This window comes from Exiguobacterium sp. s59 (assembly GCF_018617475.1).
Classification (GTDB): Bacteria; Bacillota; Bacilli; order Exiguobacteriales; family Exiguobacteriaceae; genus Exiguobacterium; species Exiguobacterium aestuarii.
On the sequence record NZ_JACSKG010000005.1, the window covers coordinates 16,219 to 38,318 of the forward strand.

26 protein-coding genes are annotated in these 22,100 nt (G+C 47.6%); 9 read left to right on the forward strand and 17 right to left on the reverse strand.

From position 1 onward, the window contains the following. Positions 1-4: 4 nt before the first annotated feature. The 4 genes from argC to KNO91_RS10555 form a co-directional block, all read right to left on the reverse strand. Positions 5-1,030 (reverse strand): N-acetyl-gamma-glutamyl-phosphate reductase, encoded by a 1,026-nt coding sequence (gene argC / locus KNO91_RS10540; RefSeq protein ID WP_214817864.1) that lies wholly within the window; start codon positions 1,028-1,030, stop codon positions 5-7. Positions 1,031-1,191: 161 nt separating this feature from the next. Next, complete coding sequence (locus KNO91_RS10545) at positions 1,192-1,509, reverse strand: hypothetical protein (RefSeq protein WP_214790419.1); 318 nt, start codon at positions 1,507-1,509, stop codon at positions 1,192-1,194. A 33-nt stretch (positions 1,510-1,542) separates the two neighbouring features. Further along, complete coding sequence (locus KNO91_RS10550; protein ID WP_251126177.1) at positions 1,543-2,025, reverse strand: type III secretion system chaperone; 483 nt, start codon at positions 2,023-2,025, stop codon at positions 1,543-1,545. After that, positions 2,018-2,293: a 4a-hydroxytetrahydrobiopterin dehydratase gene (locus KNO91_RS10555; RefSeq protein WP_015880543.1), complete on the reverse strand. Its 276-nt coding sequence runs from the start codon at positions 2,291-2,293 to the stop codon at positions 2,018-2,020. Before KNO91_RS10555 ends, KNO91_RS10550 begins: the two co-directional genes overlap by 8 nt. Before the next feature lie 140 nt (positions 2,294-2,433). On the opposite strand from KNO91_RS10555, the gene KNO91_RS10560 reads away from it, so the two are divergent. Next, the gene (locus KNO91_RS10560; RefSeq protein WP_214796158.1) at positions 2,434-2,967 is read left to right on the forward strand and encodes a cysteine hydrolase family protein; all 534 of its coding nucleotides are present in this window, start codon (positions 2,434-2,436) and stop codon (positions 2,965-2,967) included. A gap of 22 nt (positions 2,968-2,989) precedes the next feature. After that, positions 2,990-4,435, forward strand: coding sequence for a nicotinate phosphoribosyltransferase (locus KNO91_RS10565; protein WP_214796156.1), 1,446 nt, complete (start codon positions 2,990-2,992; stop codon positions 4,433-4,435). Positions 4,436-4,471: 36 nt separating this feature from the next. On the opposite strand, the gene KNO91_RS10570 is transcribed toward KNO91_RS10565, so the two are convergent. Continuing rightward, positions 4,472-4,774 carry a 7TM diverse intracellular signaling domain-containing protein gene (locus KNO91_RS10570; protein ID WP_031424443.1) on the reverse strand — a complete coding sequence of 101 codons (303 nt, stop codon included), beginning with the start codon at positions 4,772-4,774 and terminating at the stop codon, positions 4,472-4,474. Between the two features lie 114 nt (positions 4,775-4,888). Here KNO91_RS10570 and KNO91_RS10575 point away from each other — a divergent pair, with 114 nt between their 5' ends. Next, positions 4,889-5,362 (forward strand): YwpF-like family protein, encoded by a 474-nt coding sequence (locus KNO91_RS10575; RefSeq protein WP_214790413.1) that lies wholly within the window; start codon positions 4,889-4,891, stop codon positions 5,360-5,362. A 75-nt stretch (positions 5,363-5,437) separates the two neighbouring features. Here KNO91_RS10575 and KNO91_RS10580 read toward each other — a convergent pair whose 3' ends face one another. From KNO91_RS10580 to KNO91_RS10590, 3 genes are all read right to left on the reverse strand, one after another. Further along, on the reverse strand, positions 5,438-5,914 hold the full coding sequence (locus KNO91_RS10580; protein ID WP_214790411.1) for a DUF456 domain-containing protein: 477 nt from the start codon (positions 5,912-5,914) through the stop codon (positions 5,438-5,440). A gap of 10 nt (positions 5,915-5,924) precedes the next feature. After that, entirely contained in the window at positions 5,925-6,524 is a 600-nt protein-coding gene (locus KNO91_RS10585) for a histidine phosphatase family protein (protein ID WP_214790409.1), read from the reverse strand. A gap of 63 nt (positions 6,525-6,587) precedes the next feature. Further along, positions 6,588-7,523 carry an alpha/beta hydrolase gene (locus KNO91_RS10590; RefSeq protein WP_214817867.1) on the reverse strand — a complete coding sequence of 312 codons (936 nt, stop codon included), beginning with the start codon at positions 7,521-7,523 and terminating at the stop codon, positions 6,588-6,590. Positions 7,524-7,696: 173 nt separating this feature from the next. On the opposite strand from KNO91_RS10590, the gene KNO91_RS10595 reads away from it, so the two are divergent. After that, positions 7,697-8,701 (forward strand): metal ABC transporter solute-binding protein, Zn/Mn family, encoded by a 1,005-nt coding sequence (locus KNO91_RS10595; protein WP_214817870.1) that lies wholly within the window; start codon positions 7,697-7,699, stop codon positions 8,699-8,701. Between the two features lie 39 nt (positions 8,702-8,740). On the opposite strand, the gene KNO91_RS10600 is transcribed toward KNO91_RS10595, so the two are convergent. From KNO91_RS10600 to KNO91_RS10620, 5 genes are all read right to left on the reverse strand, one after another. Beyond that, positions 8,741-9,187, reverse strand: a complete 447-nt coding sequence (locus KNO91_RS10600; protein WP_214817873.1) for a hypothetical protein — start codon at positions 9,185-9,187, stop codon at positions 8,741-8,743. Positions 9,188-9,238: 51 nt separating this feature from the next. Next, on the reverse strand, positions 9,239-9,694 hold the full coding sequence (locus KNO91_RS10605) for a hypothetical protein (protein WP_214790401.1): 456 nt from the start codon (positions 9,692-9,694) through the stop codon (positions 9,239-9,241). Between the two features lie 85 nt (positions 9,695-9,779). After that, complete coding sequence (locus KNO91_RS10610; RefSeq protein WP_214817875.1) at positions 9,780-11,225, reverse strand: alanine/glycine:cation symporter family protein; 1,446 nt, start codon at positions 11,223-11,225, stop codon at positions 9,780-9,782. A 202-nt stretch (positions 11,226-11,427) separates the two neighbouring features. Then, a complete protein-coding gene (locus KNO91_RS10615) occupies positions 11,428-13,893 on the reverse strand; it encodes a CoA-disulfide reductase (RefSeq protein ID WP_214796138.1) in 2,466 nt (821 codons plus the stop codon). Continuing rightward, a complete protein-coding gene (locus KNO91_RS10620) occupies positions 13,890-14,195 on the reverse strand; it encodes a rhodanese-like domain-containing protein (protein ID WP_015880530.1) in 306 nt (101 codons plus the stop codon). The genes KNO91_RS10615 and KNO91_RS10620 overlap by 4 nt, the downstream gene beginning before the upstream one ends. 278 nt (positions 14,196-14,473) lie before the next feature. Here KNO91_RS10620 and KNO91_RS10625 point away from each other — a divergent pair, with 278 nt between their 5' ends. The 3 genes from KNO91_RS10625 to KNO91_RS10635 all read left to right on the forward strand — a co-directional run bounded on the left by KNO91_RS10625 (position 14,474) and on the right by KNO91_RS10635 (position 16,277). Continuing rightward, positions 14,474-14,740, forward strand: a complete 267-nt coding sequence (locus KNO91_RS10625; protein WP_015880529.1) for a metal-sensitive transcriptional regulator — start codon at positions 14,474-14,476, stop codon at positions 14,738-14,740. Positions 14,741-14,807: 67 nt separating this feature from the next. Next, positions 14,808-15,239, forward strand: coding sequence for a type III secretion system chaperone family protein (locus KNO91_RS10630; protein ID WP_214817877.1), 432 nt, complete (start codon positions 14,808-14,810; stop codon positions 15,237-15,239). Between the two features lie 90 nt (positions 15,240-15,329). Then, the gene (locus KNO91_RS10635; RefSeq protein WP_214817878.1) at positions 15,330-16,277 is read left to right on the forward strand and encodes a DUF4003 family protein; all 948 of its coding nucleotides are present in this window, start codon (positions 15,330-15,332) and stop codon (positions 16,275-16,277) included. On the opposite strand, the gene KNO91_RS10640 is transcribed toward KNO91_RS10635, so the two are convergent. After that, a complete protein-coding gene (locus KNO91_RS10640) occupies positions 16,274-16,996 on the reverse strand; it encodes a YwiC-like family protein (RefSeq protein WP_214817879.1) in 723 nt (240 codons plus the stop codon). The genes KNO91_RS10635 and KNO91_RS10640 overlap by 4 nt on opposite strands. Positions 16,997-17,530: 534 nt before the next feature. Here KNO91_RS10640 and KNO91_RS10645 point away from each other — a divergent pair. Next, on the forward strand, positions 17,531-17,887 hold the full coding sequence (locus KNO91_RS10645; RefSeq protein WP_214817880.1) for a hypothetical protein: 357 nt from the start codon (positions 17,531-17,533) through the stop codon (positions 17,885-17,887). 11 nt (positions 17,888-17,898) lie between these two features. Here the strand turns inward: KNO91_RS10645 and KNO91_RS10650 are convergent, their stop codons facing one another. From KNO91_RS10650 to KNO91_RS10660, 3 genes are all read right to left on the reverse strand, one after another. Beyond that, on the reverse strand, positions 17,899-18,531 hold the full coding sequence (locus KNO91_RS10650) for a YitT family protein (RefSeq protein ID WP_214790386.1): 633 nt from the start codon (positions 18,529-18,531) through the stop codon (positions 17,899-17,901). Between the two features lie 248 nt (positions 18,532-18,779). Next, entirely contained in the window at positions 18,780-20,903 is a 2,124-nt protein-coding gene (locus KNO91_RS10655) for an MMPL family transporter (RefSeq protein WP_214817882.1), read from the reverse strand. 91 nt (positions 20,904-20,994) lie between these two features. Next, a complete protein-coding gene (locus KNO91_RS10660; RefSeq protein ID WP_214790383.1) occupies positions 20,995-21,795 on the reverse strand; it encodes a hypothetical protein in 801 nt (266 codons plus the stop codon). A 130-nt stretch (positions 21,796-21,925) separates the two neighbouring features. Here KNO91_RS10660 and KNO91_RS10665 point away from each other — a divergent pair, with 130 nt between their 5' ends. Next, on the forward strand, positions 21,926-22,090 hold the full coding sequence (locus KNO91_RS10665) for a YycC family protein (RefSeq protein WP_214796128.1): 165 nt from the start codon (positions 21,926-21,928) through the stop codon (positions 22,088-22,090). Positions 22,091-22,100 lie beyond the last annotated feature (10 nt).

Sequence of the window (22,100 nt, forward strand, 5' to 3'; positions counted from 1 at the left end):
CCTCCTAAATGTATTGTGGTTGACTCAACAGTCCGAGTGTTTCTTCGAACCCGAATCGAACGTTCGCATTTTGTAACGCTTGTCCGGCTGCTCCTTTTTGCATATTGTCGATGACCGAGACGATGGTCAGGCGATTCGTCCGTTCTTCTTTGTACACCCAGAGATTGCAGTAATTCGAACCGACAACTGACTTGATCTCAGGTTCACCTTGCTGCACGCGGATGAATGGTTCGTCTCCATATACGTTCTGAAGACGATGTACCCACTCATCTTCTGAAACGTCATCGTTCGGTTGAACCGTGATCGTCGCCATGATTCCTCGGTTGATGGGGAGTAAGTGTGTCGACATCGAGACGGTTGCTTTCGTTCCACTCCATGTGTTCAACGTTTGCTCGATTTCCGGGATGTGTTGATGCGTATGAATTTTATAGAGTTGCACGTTCTCATTCGATTTAGCGTGATGCGTCTTCTCACTCAATCCCTTTCCGGCACCCGTAATTCCTGAACAGGCAGAGACGATGATATTCGTCGGGTCGATCCAGTCATGTTGAACGAACGGTACTAAGGCGAGCGAGACCGCTGTCGCGTAACAACCGGGATTTGAAATCCATTTCGCGGTTGAGAGCTTGTCTCGACTCCACTCGGTCAAGCCGTAGACGGCCTCTGTTTGAATGAAGGCCGCTACAGGCGGTTTCCCGTACCACGTTTCGTATAAGTTGGATGGTAATCGCAAGTCCCCACTCAAATCGATGACCACCCCGTCAAAACATTCCAACTGTCGTATATAATCAGCGGACACGCCGCTCGGTGTCGCAAGAAACAATACATCGATTCCAGCCAGGGCATCCGCTTGAAACGGCTCAAGTTGTTGTGCACCTGTCTGCAACCACGGATACAGTTCCGATAAGGTCATTCCGGCGCGCGAATCGCTGATTGCTTTTTCTAAATGGATAGTCGGATGTTGTTCGATCAGCTTCAACAACTCCAACCCGGCATAACCTGTTACGCCGACGATGCCACACGTAATCATCTTCCTACCTCCTCTAAAGAATAAAATGATTGAACCATATGTATATTTATTCTGTCAATTGTATTTTTATTCATAGGAGGCAGATTATCTTCACCATCGCTTTTGTTTCAAGGGTTTGATGCGCATAAAAAAAGCCCGATGCGTAAGCATCAGGCGTGTGATTAGATTTGATTTTTATGACGAGCCTCTTGAAGCGCGTCGACTAAGTCTTTCACGTCTTCGACGAGGTTTTGAATCGTATCTTGGTTTTCTTCGTAAAGCGACTTCCATTCCATGACACGGTCTTTCAAGTTCCCTTTCGATGACGCTTGAAGACCAACCGCGTGTGCTTCTGTCGATGCGTTCGATGACTTCAACTTCGACTTCATGCCTTTCAGTTGTCTCACTTGTTGATCGCGTGTTTCGCTATGGAGAAGTGATGCCGCTGCGCCGATTACTGCACCCGCAGCCATCCCCAACCAGAAATAATTCTTGTTCATAAAAATCCTCCCCTAACATGACGTTATCTTTTATTATAGATTATCTGACTCAGTGACGACATAGTGTTTTATGACAGGACCTGCCCCTCGTTGTTCGACTGCCCGTTTCAGGCGGTCTTCAAGTACCGCATAGTCCGCTGTGTCTCGGAAGTGTTTCCCACCAGACGTGAATTGAATAAACAAGACCGCATGATTGTCGTCTGGGTCGACACCTAGTCGGTAAGCCGAAAATCCATCATGCCCGACACCAAGCGGCGCCTTTTCCGTCAACAACTGGTGAAACAGAAGGGAACGGGCATTTTCATCCGTCGGCACGTTCGCATATAAGACGTTTCCTTTTTTTACGAATTCACCGGATGCCTCTTCGATTTCAAACACCTTGCCACTTTTAAACGGAGATTTTTCTCCTTCTGCGAGTAGAATCGTTTCGTGACCATTCGCAGCGATCACACCCGGCTCTTTCCGGAGGCGCTCCGCCACACTACCTGACGCAAACGTCATATATAGTTTAGACAAGTTCCTCACACCCTTTCGCAAGTGTGATGTCTTTCTCCGTAATGCCCCCTTCATCATGGGTCGATACGGTCAATGTCACATTTCGATATTCAATCAAGATGTTCGGGTGATGATCAAGCGATTCAGCCAAATCTGCCACCAGATGGACGAACTGGATGGCTTCAGGGAACGTCTCGAGCCGATACGTCTTTTGAATTTCCCCGTTCACTTCTTCCCAACCGTTTAACCGTGATAGTTCATCTGTCAATTCACTTTGTGATAAAACCATCGTCACAATCCCCTTTCCCTATACAGTCTACTGTCTTAATCTACCCAAACCGCAGAAAAATAATCTTCCGCGCATGATGTATAATGATTTAGAATGAGGTGGATAGCCATCATTTTGATTACGAGAGAGGAGCATCTCCTATGCGCGCATTGATTGTTATTGATTATACATTTGATTTTATCGCAGACACCGGTCGTTTGACTTGTGGGAAACCTGGGCAAGAGATTGAAGAGCGGATTGTCGAATTGATCGAAACGTTTTCGACTGAGGATTATGTCGTCATCGCGAACGATGTCCATGATGCAGGAGACACGTTCCATCCTGAGACGACATTATTCCCGCCTCACAACATTCGTGGGACGGAAGGTCGTGAATTGTATGGCACCGTGAAAGAAGCATCTAAAACGGCGGACCATTGGATCGACAAAACACGATATAGTGCGTTTGCCGGGACTGACCTTGACCTTCGTCTTCGGGAACGTGGGATTACAGAAGTTCATCTCGTCGGTGTCTGTACGGACATTTGTGTGCTCCATACAGCCGTAGATGCCTACAACCTCGGTTATCAAATCGTCGTCCACGCCGATGCCGTCCAAAGCTTCAATCCGGTCGGTCACGAATGGGCGCTCGAACATTTCGTCACGACTCTCGGTGCGACCGTCGTCGGAAAGTGACGTAAAACAGAAAGGAAAACATATGTTACATCGCAATTTAGCACTTCACACAGACCTTTACCTCCCACGTTGGATGTATATCTACTGGAAACAAGGTCGTCATAATGAAAAGGTCGTCTTTGACCTTTACTACCGTTCGAATCCCTTCAGCGGTGGCTATGTCGTCTTCGCCGGACTTGAAAACATCGTCCACTATCTGGAGAACGTTTCGTTCACAGAAGAAGACATCACGTATTTAAAAGCGCAACTCGGTTTCGAAGATGAATTTGAAGATGTGTTACGAAACTTTAAGTTCACTGGTTCACTATATAGTGTCCGTGAAGGAGAAGTCATCTTCCCGCACGAACAAGTCGTCCGGATTGAATCGACCATCTTTGAAGCAAAACTGTTCCAGACAGCGCTACTCAACATCGCGAACCACGAATCACTCATCGCCACGAAGTATGCCCGCATTCGTCAGGCTGCTCCAAACGAGACACTCCTTGAAGGGGGAGCTCGTCGCGCACAAGGTGTCGATGCTGCCTATTACGGGACACGCGCTGCTTATATCGCTGGTTTCGATGTGACGAGCCTCGTTTCTGCAGGACGCGATTTCGACGTACCGACAGGAGGAACGATGGAACATGCGGACATTCAGTTCCATGATGATGAATTGAGCGCATTCCGTTCGTTCGCCGAGATGTACCCAGATAACACGAGTCTTCTAATCGATACGTACGACACACTGAAATCTGGTCTTCCAAACGCGATTACGGTTGCGAAAGAACTCGAAGCAAAAGGACACCGCCTCAAGTCTGTCCGACTCGACTCTGGTGACCTCGCCTATCTGTCAAAACGCGCTCGCAAAGCGTTGAATGAGGCAGGTCTTGACTACGTCAAAATCGTTGTCTCTGGTGATTTGGACGAGTACGTCATTCAAGACTTACGCATGCAAGGGGCAGAAGCCGATACGTTCCTCGTCGGGACACGTGGAATCACGGCTTACGAGCAACCGGCACTCGGAATGGTGTATAAACTCGTCGCTCGTGAGGATGAATCCGGGGAATTAAAACCGGTCATCAAAGTCTCTTCTTCTAAAGTGAAAACGACAACTCCTCATAAAAAAGAGTTGTACCGCATCATCGACAAAGAAACGAAAAAGTTCAAAGGCGACTATATCGCCCTTGCCGACGAACCGGTCGAATCGTATACCGAAATCGACTTGATCGACGTTCGCGATCCTGCCTTCAAAATCAAGACGCGCAACTTCAACGTCAAACGCTTGTTACAACCAATTTTCCTTGACGGAAAACGGGTTTACGACCTTCCAAGCACAACCGAGATCCGAGCATACCATCACGAACAGATGAACGGACTCTGGGAAGAGTATAAACGCCTTCGCTTACCGGAAGTGTACTCCGTGACATTCAGTAAACCGCTCTGGGATTTAAAACTCGATATGATTCGCAAAACGCGAGTACCAAAATAAAAAACGGTTGTGGGTGTATTTCCCACAACCGTTTGCTTATACCATCGTCATCTCGCCTGCTTGGCTTTGATCTTCTTTTCTCCGAAAGTAAAGCGCCATCGACAAAGAGAGCAATATCAAGACAAAATAGACGGTTCGTTGCCAAAACGTCGCTTCGGTGTCCCCTTGGAACAGTGCAATGATATAATCGCTCCCACTGACTAAAAATAGTCCGGCAAGCAAAAGAAAGATTCGATAGCCGGCCCGACTCCGCTCCCGTTTCACTTTGAAGAAAAGGACGCCATAGTAGACAATCGCGAGAATCGTCACATACCCGATTACGCCAACAACCCAACTCATCTTGATGCCTCCCTCACTCTCTATTTTTTCTATTTCTTCCCCGTTATCTTAACACATTCTATTCGTCAGACTATGTTAAGATGGTCTAAAGAAAACGCGGAAAGGAACGATCCTATGAAAACGTTTCGCCTCGTCCAAGTCCGTCTCGTTCAAGACGAGTACGGCAATGAACTGAACTTACCAATCGATTTACTCGATGGGTTGATCATTTCGAAAGAGCACGATTCAGAATGGTTGCTCGAGATGCTCGTCCCGACCGAATCGGCCGTCACGCTTCACCATTACTTAAACAAACGAATCCTCATTCTCGCTGAAGCTGTCATCACGTCCCCGACGAACGCGCCTGCCGCACTCGCCTTGACGTTCACGAGTGAACGAGCCTTGAGCGATCATCATACGTTCGTCGCCGAAGGACTCATGTTGAATCCAAAACAAGATGCGACAAAACAAGTGCTCGACTCGCTTATTCAAGAAGGAGTCGCCACGTCGAATTTGAAGCCAGCCTTCTTCGAGAAGAAAGTGGAGATCCAGCAATCGTTCAGCCGCTCCGCCTTCAATCAATTAGTCAAAACCGGGTCATTCGAGTAATCGAATGACCTTGTTTTTTCTTTCCCCAAAACCATTCCCCTTTCAAACAAAAAAGACGGAGAAAGGTACTCCGCCTCACACATAGATCAAGAACAAGATGACCATCATCGTCATCCCGATTACTTTCAACAGGGTGCTGCCGAGAAATGCGAGGACTGTTCCGACACCGATGCTCCACGCTTCACGCGTTGACTTTCCGAGTGTCAACTCCGCTAGAAATGCGAAGACGAATGGGAAAATGAGGACACCGACGAGCGGGAAGATAAATGGCCCGGCAATCAAACCAATCGTCGCACCCCATTTCGCCCGTTCTGAACCACCTCGTTTATCCACTGTGGCTCTGGTGACAACATAGTCCACCACAAACAAGAAGATAAGGAAGACCGATTGCCATACCCAGAACGTCCACGTCAACGGCTCAAATGAAAAACCGAATCCGTAAATCATGTACCCGATGAACAAGAACAGGACGCTTGGGATCACCGGATAAATCAGTCCGGCAAAAGCGACTACAAATGATGCAATGATGAATACCCATAGCAAGGTCGTCATGACATTCTCCTCATTTCATGATGGCCGGATCGGTGATATGGTCAGCAACATTAATCGCCTTCACCTCAAAACGGCCATGTTGATGGATAATATAGTTCGAACAGGCGTTTCGCATCGCATGACGGAACGTATACGTATCATCAATCGCCGAGAGCGCCGCTTTAATCGCATGTGAATGACAAACGACAATGATGCGCTTTCCTGGATGCATAGTGACTAAATGTTCCATTCCTTCTAAAACACGAGCGCGCATCTCATCTTCTGACTCAAGACCGGGCACGCGATGCTCGTCATCTGCCTGCACCGCCTCATAAATACCTTTCACAGGTTGTCCGGACGCTGCTCCAAACTCGCGTTCAATAAATCGCTCGTCCAATTGAATCGCATCATGCTCGATTCCACACGCTGTCGCAATTGCCTGTGCTGTATGGACCGCACGCGTTAATGGACTAGAGATGATGAGATCCCACTGTTCTTGACCCAAAAAAGCTGCACTCTCTTCCGCCTGTTGACGTCCGAGTGCATTCAACGGATTGTCTTCACGCCCTTGAATAATTTCTAAACGATTCCAATCGGTTTGACCGTGTCTGACTAAACATAACTCTGTCACTACTTCCACTCCTTACTCTTTCAATCATCCCCCATCGTACCATCTTCCCTAAAAATCGCAACTTCAGACAAAGCATTCGTCAATAAAACGGTTGATGCGCGCCATCAGTTGCTCTTCTTTGATCGGGTTGTCTGATTGAAGGAAACTCGCAAGCGAATGTGTCCCATTCGGAAATGAGATGAGCTGAACGTTCGCGCCAACATCACTCGCATGTTCAACGAAGTGAAGCGCTTGGCCGAACGGCACAATCGGGTCTTTCTTTCCGTGTAACAATAGAATCGGAGGGGCATCGGCATATAGATGGGAGACTGGTGAGCATTTCACCATCAGTTCACGCCACTCCTCACGGCTTCCTTCATAAAATTTCAGATGAGCCAGCCATGTTTGAATAAATTTGAACAGTAAAAAGTTCGTCGGTGGATACAAGGCGATGACCCCTTTGATGATTGGAAGGTCATCCCCGAGTTCGCCTACAAATTGTTTATGGCGATCGAGCGCAGTCGCGAGCATCAAAGCCGCTCCAGCAGAATCGCCCCATACGAGTAACTGACTTGTATCAAGCGTCAGCAATGATTCATGCTGCTTTAAATAGCTAAGTGCATCCGAGACATCGATAATATTATCAGGGAAATATACCCCGTCCTCAAACAAGCGATAATCGATACTGACAACGGCGATCCCTTTCCCCAAAAAGTGATCGAGTAACGGATGGAACAGTGTGACCATACCGCGGCTCCCTCTGACAAATGCTCCCCCATGTGCATAGACCGCGACTGGGAACGGCCCCTCTCCTGGTGGGAGATATAAATCAAATTGGAGCGGACAATCATTGACAATCTTATACGTGTACGTGTGGCGCCGGCGTGTTGTCGGTCGAATCGGCAATTCAGGCTCTTGCCATCTGACAAGTGACCCGTACTGATTCCACACGCTAGCCCCGGCTGCCGTTGCCGCGGCTAACGCCGCACCCCCGACAAACCAGGCAGTCTCCTTTCTCATACAATCCACTCCTCGTTCCTTTTTTTAATCATATTCCCGCTTTTTTCAAAAATCTATCCATCAGAAGTCGGACTTGACGTGCTCCGAAGGTCACACTATAATATTACTCGCAGTCACAAAACGTAACAGTTACGATTTAATATTCAGATAACTTGGAAGGTGGACGATGGAAGATGAAGAAGACTTGGCTAGGTGCTGTCGCGGCCGGCACGCTTTTACTTGGGGCTTGCGGCAACACCGAGGGAGATAACGCAACAGAATCGACAGATGATCAACTGACCGTCTACGCTTCAACTTTTGCCTTGAAGTCAATGGCGGAGGAAATCGGTGGTGACCGTGTCAACGTGGAAATGGTCATTCCACCCGGAGCAGACCCGCACACATACGAGCCCACTTCGAAGCAAATGACTCAAATTGCAGAAGCAGATCTCTTTTTGACAATCGGTCATGACCTCGAACCTTACGTGGAATCGATGGAGAAGAGCTTAGAAGGACAGAACGTCGCTTTCGTCAAAACAGCTGAGGACGTGACGTTACTCGATGCCGCTGATACGGTCCATGTCCATGAAGAGGATGGTCATTCCGAGGATGAACATGGTCACGAAGAAGAAGGACATTCTGAAGACGAGCATGCTCAGGAAGAAGATGGTCATGACCACGGACAATACGATCCACACGTCTGGCTCGACCCGATGAATGCTGTATCGATGGCAGAAGCGGTAGAAGCAGCTTTCAGTGAAGAAGCACCGGACTATAAAGACGAGTTCGCTGAGCGGTTGAGTGCATTTAAAGATGAGGCGAACGCCCTCGACGCGGAATTAAAATCAGCAGTTGAAAATGGTTCGAAGTCAGAGTTGCTCGTCACACACGCAGCATATGGCTATTTGGCTGAACGATATGGTTTCGAACAATTGCCGATTGCCGGACTCACACCTTCTGAAGAGCCGTCACAACAAGCCCTGAAACGAATCATTGAAGAGGCTCGTCTCCACGACTTGAACTATATCGCTTTTGAAGATACAGTCACACCGAAAGTGGCCGAGGTCGTGAAACAAGAAATCGGCGCAGAAAGCGTGACAATCTACAACTTAGAATCTGTCACAAAAGAACAGATGGACAAGAGCTATTTCGACTTGATGCGCGAAAATGTCAAGGCACTCGAGACAGCTTTGAAATAATTAAAATCCCGAAACGAACTAATTCGTTTCGGGATTTTTTTATACCTCAAGCCGACGGTCCAGCGTCTTCATCGTCACGATAAGAAGGAGCAGTAGTGATACGATCACACCCATCATCCATACATCTCCATTCATGAAGGATGACCATCCCCACTTGCCCGCGCTCAGTCCGAACCACACTTGACTGAAACCGACTCCAGTCAGTCCGAATAGACCAAAACGAAACCATGTCATCTGCGGAACGAGCCGTTTGCCGACGAAGTAACTATTCAATAATAAAAGCCCAACGTAAGTAATTAACAGGACATTCCACGCTGTCTCAAAGAAGGGTACGACCGCACCTCCCGTCACCCCGTATCCCCATGTCGCCAAGAATACGGTGAATGAGATGAGCGTGATGCGATAGAGTGATACATTCTTCGTTTGATACGCAAGAAACGGATTAATCAGAATGCCGATCCAGATGAGTGTGCCGAGCACGTCCATGAATGAATCCCCTTTATACCATTTTTTTACAGTATATCATATGGATTCAACTTATTCATAATAAATTAAGACAAGCTCTTCTTGAGACGCGGCCGTCTCACAAAACTGTTGCAATCTTGTCCAGTCTTCCCAAATCGTCTCGAACTCATCTCTCGGTACGAGCGCCATATCTTTCACATCGTCCCGTCCGAACGCGTGTAGTGTGTCTTTGACGATATGAAGCAACTGCGGGGTCAAAATCCCGACCACGACCGCCTGCGCTTCATTCACGATCAACTCCTCGCCGACGAGTGCCATTTCCATATTGTACGTATCAGCCCCATCGATATACACTTCGATTTGACTGAGTACGCGTTGAAACGATTCGACATTCGGGAGCGTTAACGTGTCGTCCCGGTCACGGTATTGCTCATGCATATGAATCAACCAGTCTAAAATCATCTCCGGATCTTGTTCGAACGATACCCATACTTCTGGGGAAACACGTACATAGTGCGTCGTCTCCATACATGAACGCCCCCTTTTTTATGACATTACCCGTCTTATAAACATTAAAAAACCGCCTACGAAAATTCGTAGACGGTTCGATTCATTAAGAACGACCTGTTCCTGTTTGCTGTTCTTCTGTTTCGCTCTCCCAAGCCTCGATATATTCACGGCCAGGAAGATTTTCGACCGAATCGACATAGAATACTGGGTCTTCTCCTTCGCGGCGCTGTGCCAAGTAGTCATCAAGGACGGCTCGAGCCACTTTCGCCAAACGGAAGATTGCATACAAGTTGACGAGCGCCATGAGCCCCATGAACACGTCAGCAATCGACCAGACGAGGCCTGCAGAGCGGACCGCTCCAAACAAGACCATCCCGACGACACCGATGCGATAGAGTGTAACGTAGATTTTTTTATCCGAGATGAACTGAATGTTCGTCTCGCCGTAGTAGTAGTTTCCAAGAATCGAACTGAAAGCGAACAAGAAGATCGCAATCGTCAAGAACGATGTTGCTACTGAACCGACTTCCGCTGTCAACGCAGCTTGTGTCAATTCGACACCAGCGAACGATTCTGAACCCGCTACACCTGAGATCAAGATGATCATCGCTGTCGACGTACAAACGAGTAATGTATCGACAAATACACTGAACGATTGGATCAACCCTTGTTTGACAGGGTGTGACACTTCCGCTGTCGCAGCGGCGTTCGGCGCAGAACCCATCCCTGCTTCGTTCGAGAAGAGACCGCGACGGATCCCTTGGAGCACCATCGCACCAATCGCACCGCCGAAGAGTTGCTCAATTCCAAGAACTCCTTCTGAGAAGATGAGGCTGAAGACGTCTGGTAAGAGGGATACGTTTGTCACCATAATCCAAATCGCGAGTAAAATGTAGCCACCCGCCATGACTGGAACGATAATACTCGACAAGAGCGCGATGGATTGAATACCACCGAATACGACAACTGCCGTAATGATTGCGAGGACAATCCCCACGACTGTCGTGCTGATACCGAACTGGTTACTCACAGAAAGTGAAATCGTGTTCGACTGAACAGAGTTGAACGCGAATCCGAATGAGAACGTGATTAAAATCGCGAACAAGATACCAAGCCAACGCTGACCGAGCGCACGCTCCATATAGTAAGCCGGACCTCCGCGCCATGTGCGTCCGTCACGGATTTTATACACTTGTGCCAATGTACTCTCGACAAATGCAGACGCCGCTCCGATCAAGGCGATGAGCCACATCCAAAAGACTGCCCCTGGGCCACCTAGCGCAATCGCTGTCGCCACACCGGCAATGTTTCCTGTTCCGACACGTGCCGCCGTTCCGATTGCGAACGCTTGGAACGAAGACACTTGGCCTTTTTCACGCGCTGTGCCTTCTTTAAATAAAAGGCGGAACATTTCAGGAATCATGCGGAACTGAACAAAGCCCATGCGGACTGTGAAATAAATACCTAATGCGACAAGAACAACGATGAGCACTTGCGACCATAACAAGTCGTTCGCCTGCGAAACAAGGTTCTCTACAAATTTCTCCATACTAATCCTCCATCACTCTAAAAATCTCAACAGAAAAAGTCATGTCAACTTTTTTAACATGACTAGAATTATAGGTAAATTATACGAAAATTGCAATATTAATTCGTTTTTTTGAATAGGCGGGGCATTCATTCGATTCAACCTTACAAACAAAAAATGGATCGGAATTGCTCAGCGCAACCCGATCCATCGCCTAGTCTATTTAGATAAAGAGGTTTAAGTTACCGCCCTCTGCTGCGCCGAGATACGCCGCAACACCACCAAGGTCGACACCTTCAATCAACTCTTCTTCTTTGATACCCATGACATCCATCGACATCGTGCAGGCTACCATCTTCACGCCTGCCTCTTGAGCTGACTTGATCATTTCTTCAACAGAAGGAACGTTCTTGTCACTCATGACTTTCTTCATCATTTTCTGGCCGACACCACCGAAGTTCATGTTCGAGAGTGGAAGTTCGCCAGCATGCCCTGGCATCATCATGCCAAACATTTTCTCAAGACCTTGTTTCTTCACTTCAGGTGCGTCCGGCTTGCGGATGACATTGAGTCCCCAGAATGTGAAGAACATCGTTACTTCTTTCCCCATCGCCGCAGCGCCTTGCGCAATGATGAGAGATGCGAGCGCACGGTCGAGATCACCACTGAAGACGACCATTGACGCGCCGTCTCCTGCTGGAGCGCCTGCTTGTGGTGCAGCTGGTCCTTGTCCTTTTTGAAGGATGGCTTCGACTCGTCCATTGACGAATTGTTTCGAGACAAGTTTGTTACCTGTCTTCTTCGCCCATGCTTCGATATCGGCAAAGAACCCTGGGTCACTTGCGAGTACACGAAGTGTTTCGCCTTCTCCGAGTTCTGCGACTTTTTTATTCACTTCTAAAATAGGTCCCGGGCATTGTAGACCACATGTGTCTAACACGACCGCTTCACCGATTGGTGCGTTCGTCATTTGTGTTGGCTCCTCCTCTACAACGGTAGCCGCTGTTTCATTTGATGTGTTCGCTTCTTCAAGCGCCTCGAAATCACGATTGATTTGTGACCATGTTTTGTAGCCACCGCTCAAGTTTTTCACCTTGAAGCCGTTTTGACGCAAGATGCGTGATGCGAGATATCCACGAAGACCGACTTGGCACGTCACATAAATCGTTTCGCTTCGGTCATAGTTGTCTAAGTTTTCACGTAATGAGTTAAGTGGGACATTGATGGATCCTGGAATCTTCCCAAGTTCATGTTCTGATTCGTCACGGACGTCAAGTAGCGTCGCCCCATTTTTCACAAGCTCATCGATTTCATCCCAATGCACGACTTCATTATCACCGAGTACGACGTTAGAGGCGACGTATCCAATCATGTTGACCGGATCTTTCGCCGAGCTGAACGGTGGTGCGTAACTGAGTTCGAGGTCAGGAAGATCAAGGACCGTCAAACCGCCTTTCATCGCTGTCGCAATGACGTCGATTCGCTTGTCGACACCGTTGATACCGACACCTTGTGCACCGTAAATCTCACCAGTTGTCGGGTGGAATAAGAGTTTGAGCGATACTGGCGTCGATCCTGGATAGTATCCGGCGTGCGAACCTGGATGCACGTGAACGGCTTCATACGTCTTACCGGCTGCTTTTAAGCGTTTCTCGTTCCAACCAGTCGATGCGACCGTCATATCAAACACTTTCGCGATTCCTGTTCCCATCGTTCCGTTATATTTCACGTCACGGCCGTTAATGATATCGGCAACGAGACGACCTTGACGGTTCGCCGGCCATGCGAGTGGGACGACGGTTGGTTCTTGGAAGACGTAATCGAGCACTTCGACCGCATCTCCAATCGCGTAAATCGACGGGTCAGATGTCATCATTTTTTCATTTACACGAATCGCACCGCGCGTACCTGTTTCAAGGCCTGCTTCACGGGCAATCGTTGACTCCGGCGTAACCCCGATCGACATGATGACCATATCTGTATCGATGACACGACCGCTCGTCAAATGAACTTTCTTCCCTTTTTCAGAGAATGAAGAAACACCATCAGACAATTGAAGCTCAACACCATGAAGACGTAAATGTTCATGGATCGGTGCGACCATCTCACGGTCGAGCGGTGTCATGACTTGGTCTGCCATCTCGACGAGGGTGACGTCAACGCCACGCTCACGTAGGTTTTCTGCCATCTCAATCCCGATGAAGCCCCCACCGATTACAGTCGCGTGTTTTGGTGCTTTGTCATCGACATAGCCACGGATTTTATCTGTATCTGGAATATTGCGAAGTGTGAAGATGTCTTCTGCTTCGTCGATTCCAGGGATGTTTGGACGAATCGGTTTCGCTCCCGGTGAAAGGATGAGGACATCATACGACTCATCGTACGTCTCACCTGTTTGGACGTGCTTAACCGTCACCGTTTTCTCATCACGGTTAATATTAACGACTTCCGTCAAATTACGGATATCGAGTTGGAAACGTTTGTTCATTCCTTCGACCGTTTGGACGAGCAATTTTTGACGGTCTTGGATGACGTCCCCGATGTAGTATGGAAGACCACAGTTTGCGAATGAAATATATTCCCCACGGTCGAACATGACGATTTGATTTTCTTCATTCAAACGACGGAGTCGTGCAGCTGCAGATGCACCACCTGCTACCCCACCGACGATTACGATTTTTTTACTCATTGTCCATTTCCTCCTCTGACGACTTCTCCTGGCCAACTCATCAAGCCATCTTCTATATTGACCACTTTATAGCCTTTTGCCTCCATTTGCCAAGTTGCTTGCGTGCTGCGTGCACCCGAGCGGCAAAGGACGACATATTCTTCAGCAGGATCGAGTGTATCGATCCACTCTGTCATTTCTGATAATGGATAGTTTTTAGCACCTTCGATATGCGCTTCTTGAAACTCGTCGCGTTCACGAACGTCGACAATGTTTACAGGCACTTCAAAGTCCATTTGACGTTTTAAAGCAGATGCTTTCATCATTAATCTACCTCTCTATTTTCGATTCAATCTATACCATTCGGCTTGGTAGCTGGCGCTCAATAAAGTTTGTGATTTATTGAACATTTCGCTTCCACGTCATTAATATACCCCCTTAGGTATTCAAATGCAAGAAATAAGTTTGACGAAATGTAGAATTTTTCATCCCGCCTTTATAAAGTAGTTGATGCTCGACACATACTCCCCCATGTATTAAGATGAGCCTACACAAGAAATAGTTGGGTAACTGAACAATTTTTCCTATAGAGGTGAATGATATGGAACCGTATGTATACGATGCGAAAGTATTGAATCGCATGAAACGAGTGGAAGGACAAATTCGCGCCATCATCCGCATGATGGAAGAAGGCAAGGAGTGTCGTGATGTGGTGACGCAATTAAGTGCCGCACGTTCTGCACTCGACCGCGCCTCGACGATTATCGTGGCCAAGAACTTAGAGCAATGCATCATCACAGCGCAAGCAGATGGCGAAGATACGTCCGAAACGGTCGAAGAAGCCATTAAAATGTTGATGAAACGCTAGTTCCCCTTGCTTTCCCCGTCCAAATGGGGGAAAGTTAGAGTAACGACTTACTAAGGGGGATTTCCTTGTGAACTTCGAAGAAAAAGTAGAATCATTTAGAGCGCTCGCCACTGAACGCAACATGACGTTCAAAGAGAGCGACACTGAAACGCACGTCACGTTTTTGACGCGTGAAACAACAAAATCCGGGGCTCAGCCCGTTATGATTATCGCTTTTAACAAAAAGACGACAGACGCTGAGTTGTATGCTGCGACCGTAACGCACGTCCCAGACTATGTAGAAGACTTACCGATTCTAAATGCCTTGAACGAGTTCAACCAGGAGTTCAAATACTTCCGTTGCGTACTCGACAGCGATCGTGATGTCACACTCGCATCTACACTCGACCTAGACCTCGGTTTCTCGCCAGAGATCATCTTGCAACATTCATTCATGATGTTCCAAGCGGCCGACGAAGTGAACGAGTACATGCAAAAGCTCTACACACAAGTACAATAATCAAAAGCCGTCCGGAAATTGTTCCGGGCGGCTTTTTTTGAAACATCTTCTTATTGTAGCTCGTATGGTTGACCAAGGAGGCGATTCGATATGACACGTTATGATCGATATGTAGAGGCGTTAGACGCCATTAAAGAGGCGACGAAATGGGAACTGACAGATGACTTCCGACGTTTGATGGCCATTCATTATGCGATTCACGACACCCCGTTCGAGGCATCTCGCTTTTCAATCGCACGCGATACATTGAAACAAAAAACGAAGATGTTCTCAAAGTTTCGAGGCAGTCAAAACCTCGTCTGGCTCTCGTTTCTTGATGCCAAGTATGAGGACATCGGAACTGCCATCGACGAGGCGCTCCGTCTCGATACGTTACTCGACCGCAAACACTTCCGTTTCAGTTCGTTGCGACCCTTTTTAGCAAATCAACTGATTAATGTAGAGGATCCTGAGCGCCGACTCGATGAGGCGACTGATTTATATCAAACGTTCAAACAACATCATCCCTGGTTGACGAGCGAGGAGGACTTGTTATCGTCGCTCGTTCTCGTTCAAGCGTTTGATGATGTCATCGATTTGAACGAGCGTATCGAGCAGCATTATACGTTATTGAAAGACCGACTACCGAAGTCAAACGAACTACAGCTCGTCTCACATCTTCTGACGTTCAGCGACTCTTCCGCAGAAGAAGCGGTGTCCCGACTACTCGCTTGGAAATCACATTTAGATGAAATACAAATATCCATTCGTCGTGAACACTTGCCTGCGCTCGCCTTGCTGAGCATTGTCGCAGAACCGAATGCGGATGTCATACATGCCATTCAAGAAATTGTGAATGCCGAAAAAGAAAAACAACGCTGGTCTAATACGCATAGCGTACTTGTCGCGCTTCAACTCGTAGCTGCCGATCACATCACTGGAGAGGCAAATGACTTATTGTTGCACGGGACGTTTGCCCATTTGCTGGCGATGCAACAAGCAATGACTGCCGCTACAACTGCCGCCGTTATCGCCAGTACCTCGTCGTCTACGAACTAAATCAGAAGATATGTTGTAAGACATGTCAGTACAAATACAGAGTTCGCGATTTCCAAGATCCCAATCTTCATGATCGGGATCTTTTTGCCATAAAACCAAACAGCGCGTATCAGGCTCGGTGCATAAGCCAATGCGAGAAGAGGATATCCGAGTACAATGAATACGCTGATTAGTAACATATGATATCCCCACGAAAGGTTCCGATACACGATGCTCTTCTTTTCCCGAATCATCGTCTTGACGAAAAAGATGCTTCCGAGGAAATAAAGATATGGCAAAACGAATACCCATATAATCGTTTCATCAAAGATGTGTGCCCCGTGGTAATAACTCGCCATTCCTCCGATACAGAATGACGTGACTGCACTCACATCGTTCCACACGTTCCGCTCATCTTTGATGTTGGCAAAATAGGCGTTCACGAGACCGAATGGAATCATCGCGAACGCGAACCCGATGAGATGCCATTGTACCCATAAGACTGGGATGATGGCTAAGATCGCAATCATCAAATAAATCACCACTGTGCGTAATAGCTCACGCGATTTCTTACGTTGTTTGATGTATTGGAACAAGAAGAACGTCCCCATATAAACAAATAGCCATGCGATGGCAAAAGGCACATGTGTCCACGTCCATCCTCCGACCGTTCCTCCAAGAACGAACGGCAAAATGAGCATCGACCATGCCCCATGTTGTGTTGGAATCATCCATTTCATCACCTATCACTCCTTCATCCACTAGTGTAATGGATGGTGACAGCATGCGCTGTGAGGTTTAGCACAAATAACGAAAAAGAAAAATAGGTAGCCTCAGCCACCTATCTCCTCACATGACTCTCTTTTTGTTTTGCGTGTATTGTATCGCGTATACAATACCGATAACAGACAATGTCAAAATCGCCAGACTGTTCACTACTGTCTTGAACGTGTGCATTTCTTCGAGATTATTGATTACCATCACTGCCATAAGCAACACGAGGATACTAAAATTTACGATCTTTCGATTCTTCATAAGATGCACCTCTCATTTCTAGTCATCCTTCATGATACCATCTTCAGCAAACAAAAAGTTATTTATTGTATGTTTTAACCAAATATCTCATCTATACTAAATGAAAGTGTACAAATTGTTCAGTGAGGTGAGATTTGATCATGTCTTTCCTACCAAAAAATCGAAAAAGTCGGTTTATCTTCAAGTGTATCCTCGGTATGAGTTTCGTTCTGTTTTTCATCGGCCGAAGCGAAATTCCTTTGCCAATTCCAGCAACGATAGCGTTCGTTCCATTCGAGGTTCACGGTCCCACACACCTTCCTTTTGTTGCAGAGACTGAATACGCACATCTTGTCAGCCTAGGGAAAGTCGAACTCGTCTATGAAAACGAAGAGGAATCTATGACCATATGGGCAACTACGGAGCTCGGATGGCACCATACAGAACAGTGGGAAACATACTCTCAAACCATTCAAGATTCTCCTGTATATTTTAATCAAATCGAGGCACTCACCATTCTCAGCTGGCAACGAGATGGTGTTGAATATGCAATCGACTACAAAGGACATGAACTCTCGATGCAGGACTTGTTTGACGTCGCCGCTTCGATGAACTAAAAAAAACGACCTCACGCGAGATCGTTTTTTGGTGTCCAATTTGGTACGACAGGTGTCGCTTTCGGTTCGTCGACGACGAGCATCTTAGTGACGACTCGTCCGGCGATTGATACCGCGATCAGCGTATACAACGCGTTCGATAATGGTAAATAAATGAGTGAAATCCCAAGGACGATCACATCAAAAATAATTAAAATCGTACCGACCGACACACCTGTCCACTTCGACAATCCGAGAGCGAATAAATCGTCGCCTCCGGTCGCTCCGCCTGACTTCAAGACGAGACCGAGACCATACCCGGTCACAATCCCACTCGCGATGGCAGCGAATAACGTCGCTGGCCATACTTGAATCTCAAATGTGAGCAAATCGAGACGGTCCCACATCGCATAACTGAGCGAAAGGGACGAAGCGGCTAATACCGCTTGTCCGACAAAGCGCCATCCTTTCCACCACAATGCGATGATAAAAAATGGGATGTCGAGCACGATCATCGAGATCGCCGGGTCGATATCAAATAAATAGCGACCGAGTAGCGATAACCCGACGAATCCACCTTCCGCCAAACCAAACTGTTCATTCAAATAATAATAACCGAACGCCATGATCAGCGTTCCGAGCACTATGGTAGCAACTCGTTTCATTCCGATTGTCCTCCCCGTTCTTGACGGAGAGGAGGATCCTCAGTCGTAGCTGCGGTTCCATCTGTTCCATCTCCGATCTTCCGTTTGTTGATTGATACACGTCATGGTGATCATTCAACGCTAGAAGTCCGGAAGTTGGAACAGAGGCCACGTCCTCTCGGTATCCATAAAGACCTTCCTTTCTCAAATTGCGCGTAATCTTGTACGTAGTTTACCACACACTTTGATTCAGTTCATGAATTTTACCTTTAGTGCATGTTACGTTTCGGTAAATGCTTCTTGCCGAACCACCACCAGTTCCAATCCCCGAACAGCTTCATGAGTGACGGAACGAGCAGGATCCGGATAATCGTCGCATCGATGAAAATGGCGAGGGCAATCCCGACACCGAGCTGTTTGATCGGACTGACACCCGTGAAGGCGAACGCACCCGTCACGACAATCATAATGATCGCGGCCGAGGTGATGATTTTACTCGTTTTGGCCAGTCCCATCTCTGTCGCATAGTCGTTGTCACCTGTCTCGCGGTAATATTCCTCGATTCGTGAAACGAGGAATACCTCATAGTCCATCGACAATCCGAAGACGAGCGAGAAGATAAAGACCGGTGTCAATATACTGATTGTTTCCGCGTCATATACATAACCGGATTCGAAGATGATGACGAGTAAGCCGAACGTCGCTCCGAGGCCGAGCACGTTCATGAGAATGGCTTTAATCGGAATCAAGATGGAGCGGAACGCCCACATGAGGATGAAGAATGTGGCCAAAATGACCGTAATCACCGCATATGGGATGCTGTCATAAATTTCATCATAAATTTCTTCGTTAAAGGCAGCAGGTCCACCGACCTCAAATCCTTGGTCTCGCCAATCGCGGACAAATGCCTGTGCTTCCTTGTCACTCGGCGGTACATCGAAGCTCACATTGACGAGTGCCAAATCTGTGTTCCCGTCAAGGGTCACAAGTCGTTCAAGCGGAGCGAGTTGTTCTGGTGCCGCCTCGACGAGCTGTGTGAAAGCTTCCGGTGTCAAACCGGACGTCGTCAAAAAGGTTGAGACGTTATCGACAATGTCCACTTCGTTCAAGTCGTCCGTGAGCATTGTCAGTTCTTCTAAGATCATCGGATCCGTCAGATCATTCGCTTCAAACAGAATGACGGCATCGGTTGAATTTTCTCCAAACACTTCGTCAAAGCGTTCAAGTGCCGCCCGTGATTCATAGGAAGTCGGGAGCGCGTCGGCATCTGGAATATTTAACTCCAAGTCGCGAACGAACCAGAGACTTGGCAGAAGTAACAATAACGCAATGAGCGTCATCGTCACAGGACGTCTCATCACGAAACGCGCGAGTTTTTGCCAACGTCTTTCTGATTTTGTCTCATCAGACTTGATGATTCGTCCTTTATTCAATGCATCCCCAACTAAGTATAGAGATGACGGCAGGAGGGTCAGTGCCGACAAAACCGCCCCTGCGACGGCAATAAGCGCACCGAGTGCGACCGCCTGGAAGACATCGACCTGGATAAAGAGTAGACCGGCCAACCCGACGAATACACATAGTCCTGAAAAGAGAATCGAACGTCCGGCCGTTGCAACAGTTCGAACGATCGCCTCTTCTCTCGATTGTCCTCGCGTCAACTCTTCACGATAGCGGTTGACGAGTAGCAATGAGAAATCAATCCCGAGCGCAATGGCAATCATCGCCACGGCGTTCAAGACGAATATGGATAATTCCATGTTTTGCGCAAAAAAGAATAGAGACCCCGCCGCTACGATGAACGTGATCAGTCCGACGAGCAACGGCATGAGTGCCGCGAGCGGCGTTCCGAAAACGAGTAATAATACGACCAGTGCGACTGGAATCCCAATCAACTCCGCCCGAATCAAGTCATTTTTCGATGCCTCATTCAGGTCGTCCGCAAATACCGGTTCCCCAGTCAAGCGCACTTCTGTATCCGTGTCTGTGATAAGCGCATCACGGACCGCAGCAATCGAAGATTCGGCCGCTTCATAGTCTTCAAACTCAAGCACGAAATAGGCGACGTCTCCTGAACGGGCATCTGGATTCTCGGATGGAGTAATCACGCCATCAACCGACCGAATCGTCTCCAATTGTTCTTGCTGTTCGTCCATGACCGTATCCAAATCTCCGCCTTCGAATAGTACGATCATCGAGGCGCCAGCACGATCAAACCGTTCATTCAACGTATCTTCTACTTGTTGAAACCGTCCGTCTTGAATGGCGAAGCCGTTTCCTCTCAACTCACCCGGGAGCTGAAGCCCAAAATAGACCGATCCCGCGAGTAAAATCGTCCAAACGAGTAGTACTACATATCGAAAGCGAACCAACTGCCTACCTAACCATTCCATCCTCGTCACTCCTCCCTGTCTAACCATCTACTTCCCGTTTCTTTCTCCATTCATCATCACTTCACAAAAAATTCCTGAACCTGTTTCTGGTTCAGGATTCTTGTCGTTCAAAAACTTGCAGCCAACTATGACAAAATCGCGGTGGTGCGGATAAGACGACGAGTCGATCCCCTCGGTCATCTAACAGCATGACCTTCAGTAATTGGTTGTCCGCGCACACCGATGAACAAAACAGTTCTTGCTCTCGATGAAACAATTGGAATGATTCAGTCGAGGTGATCGCCGTTGTTTCCCCGACTTGATCGAGAATGACCGTTTCGCGGTCTCCTTGATATGGGATACGCCAATTTTCATTCGTTTTCACATTTTCGACTAAAAAGTGATGCGTGTTTTCATCATATACCGTCACACATGTGTCAGGTGTGAATCGTTCAAAATCATACGTCCCCTGATACGCCAGCTCGATGATGTCCCCAAAAACCGGGACTTCTTCATAACGACTATATCGAAACGTATGATCATGGAGATTCAACGCCACGACATCCGATTCGGCTGAATATAAGAAGATGTCATCTCCTTGCCAATAGTGCAAATTACTAAACCAGTCACCATTAAAACGTTGTGGAATCGCATGCGTCTCCATCTGTCCTTTTTGTAAATCAATCACTCCGTAAAGTCCTTTTTCTCGGAACCATGCCACGGCACGCGTGGCATTCGGTTCCACATATAGGGCGCACGGTGTCCAAGCCCAGTCAATTTCCCAGCGAATTTGGGACGACTCGTCAAAGAACAAAAATCCGGTTTGCGCCAAGTACAACATCCAACCTTCACCGACACGTTCTAGCCATTCGATCGTTTGATGAAATTGAAAGTCTGCTGTTTGTTTGTACATTTGATCACTTCCTATTTTCAGCTTAGCAACGACCGAAACGAAATTCGATTTTGAATGTGTTCGTTCAACACATTTTCGATTTTCCTGTATACTGTCGGTATAGATGGATGATTTAGAAAGGAGTCTACCCATGCGCCCATTACAGTTATCACCAGAGACAGCCGTCGAGCTTGCGAAAAAGTTAAACGTTCCGCTCGAAGAGTTGATGCATATGCCGAAACACATTCTTGTCCAAAAAATGATGCAACTCGAAGCATCGAAATCAGAGGAAGACACACCAAAGGAGACGGATTAACCCGCCTCCT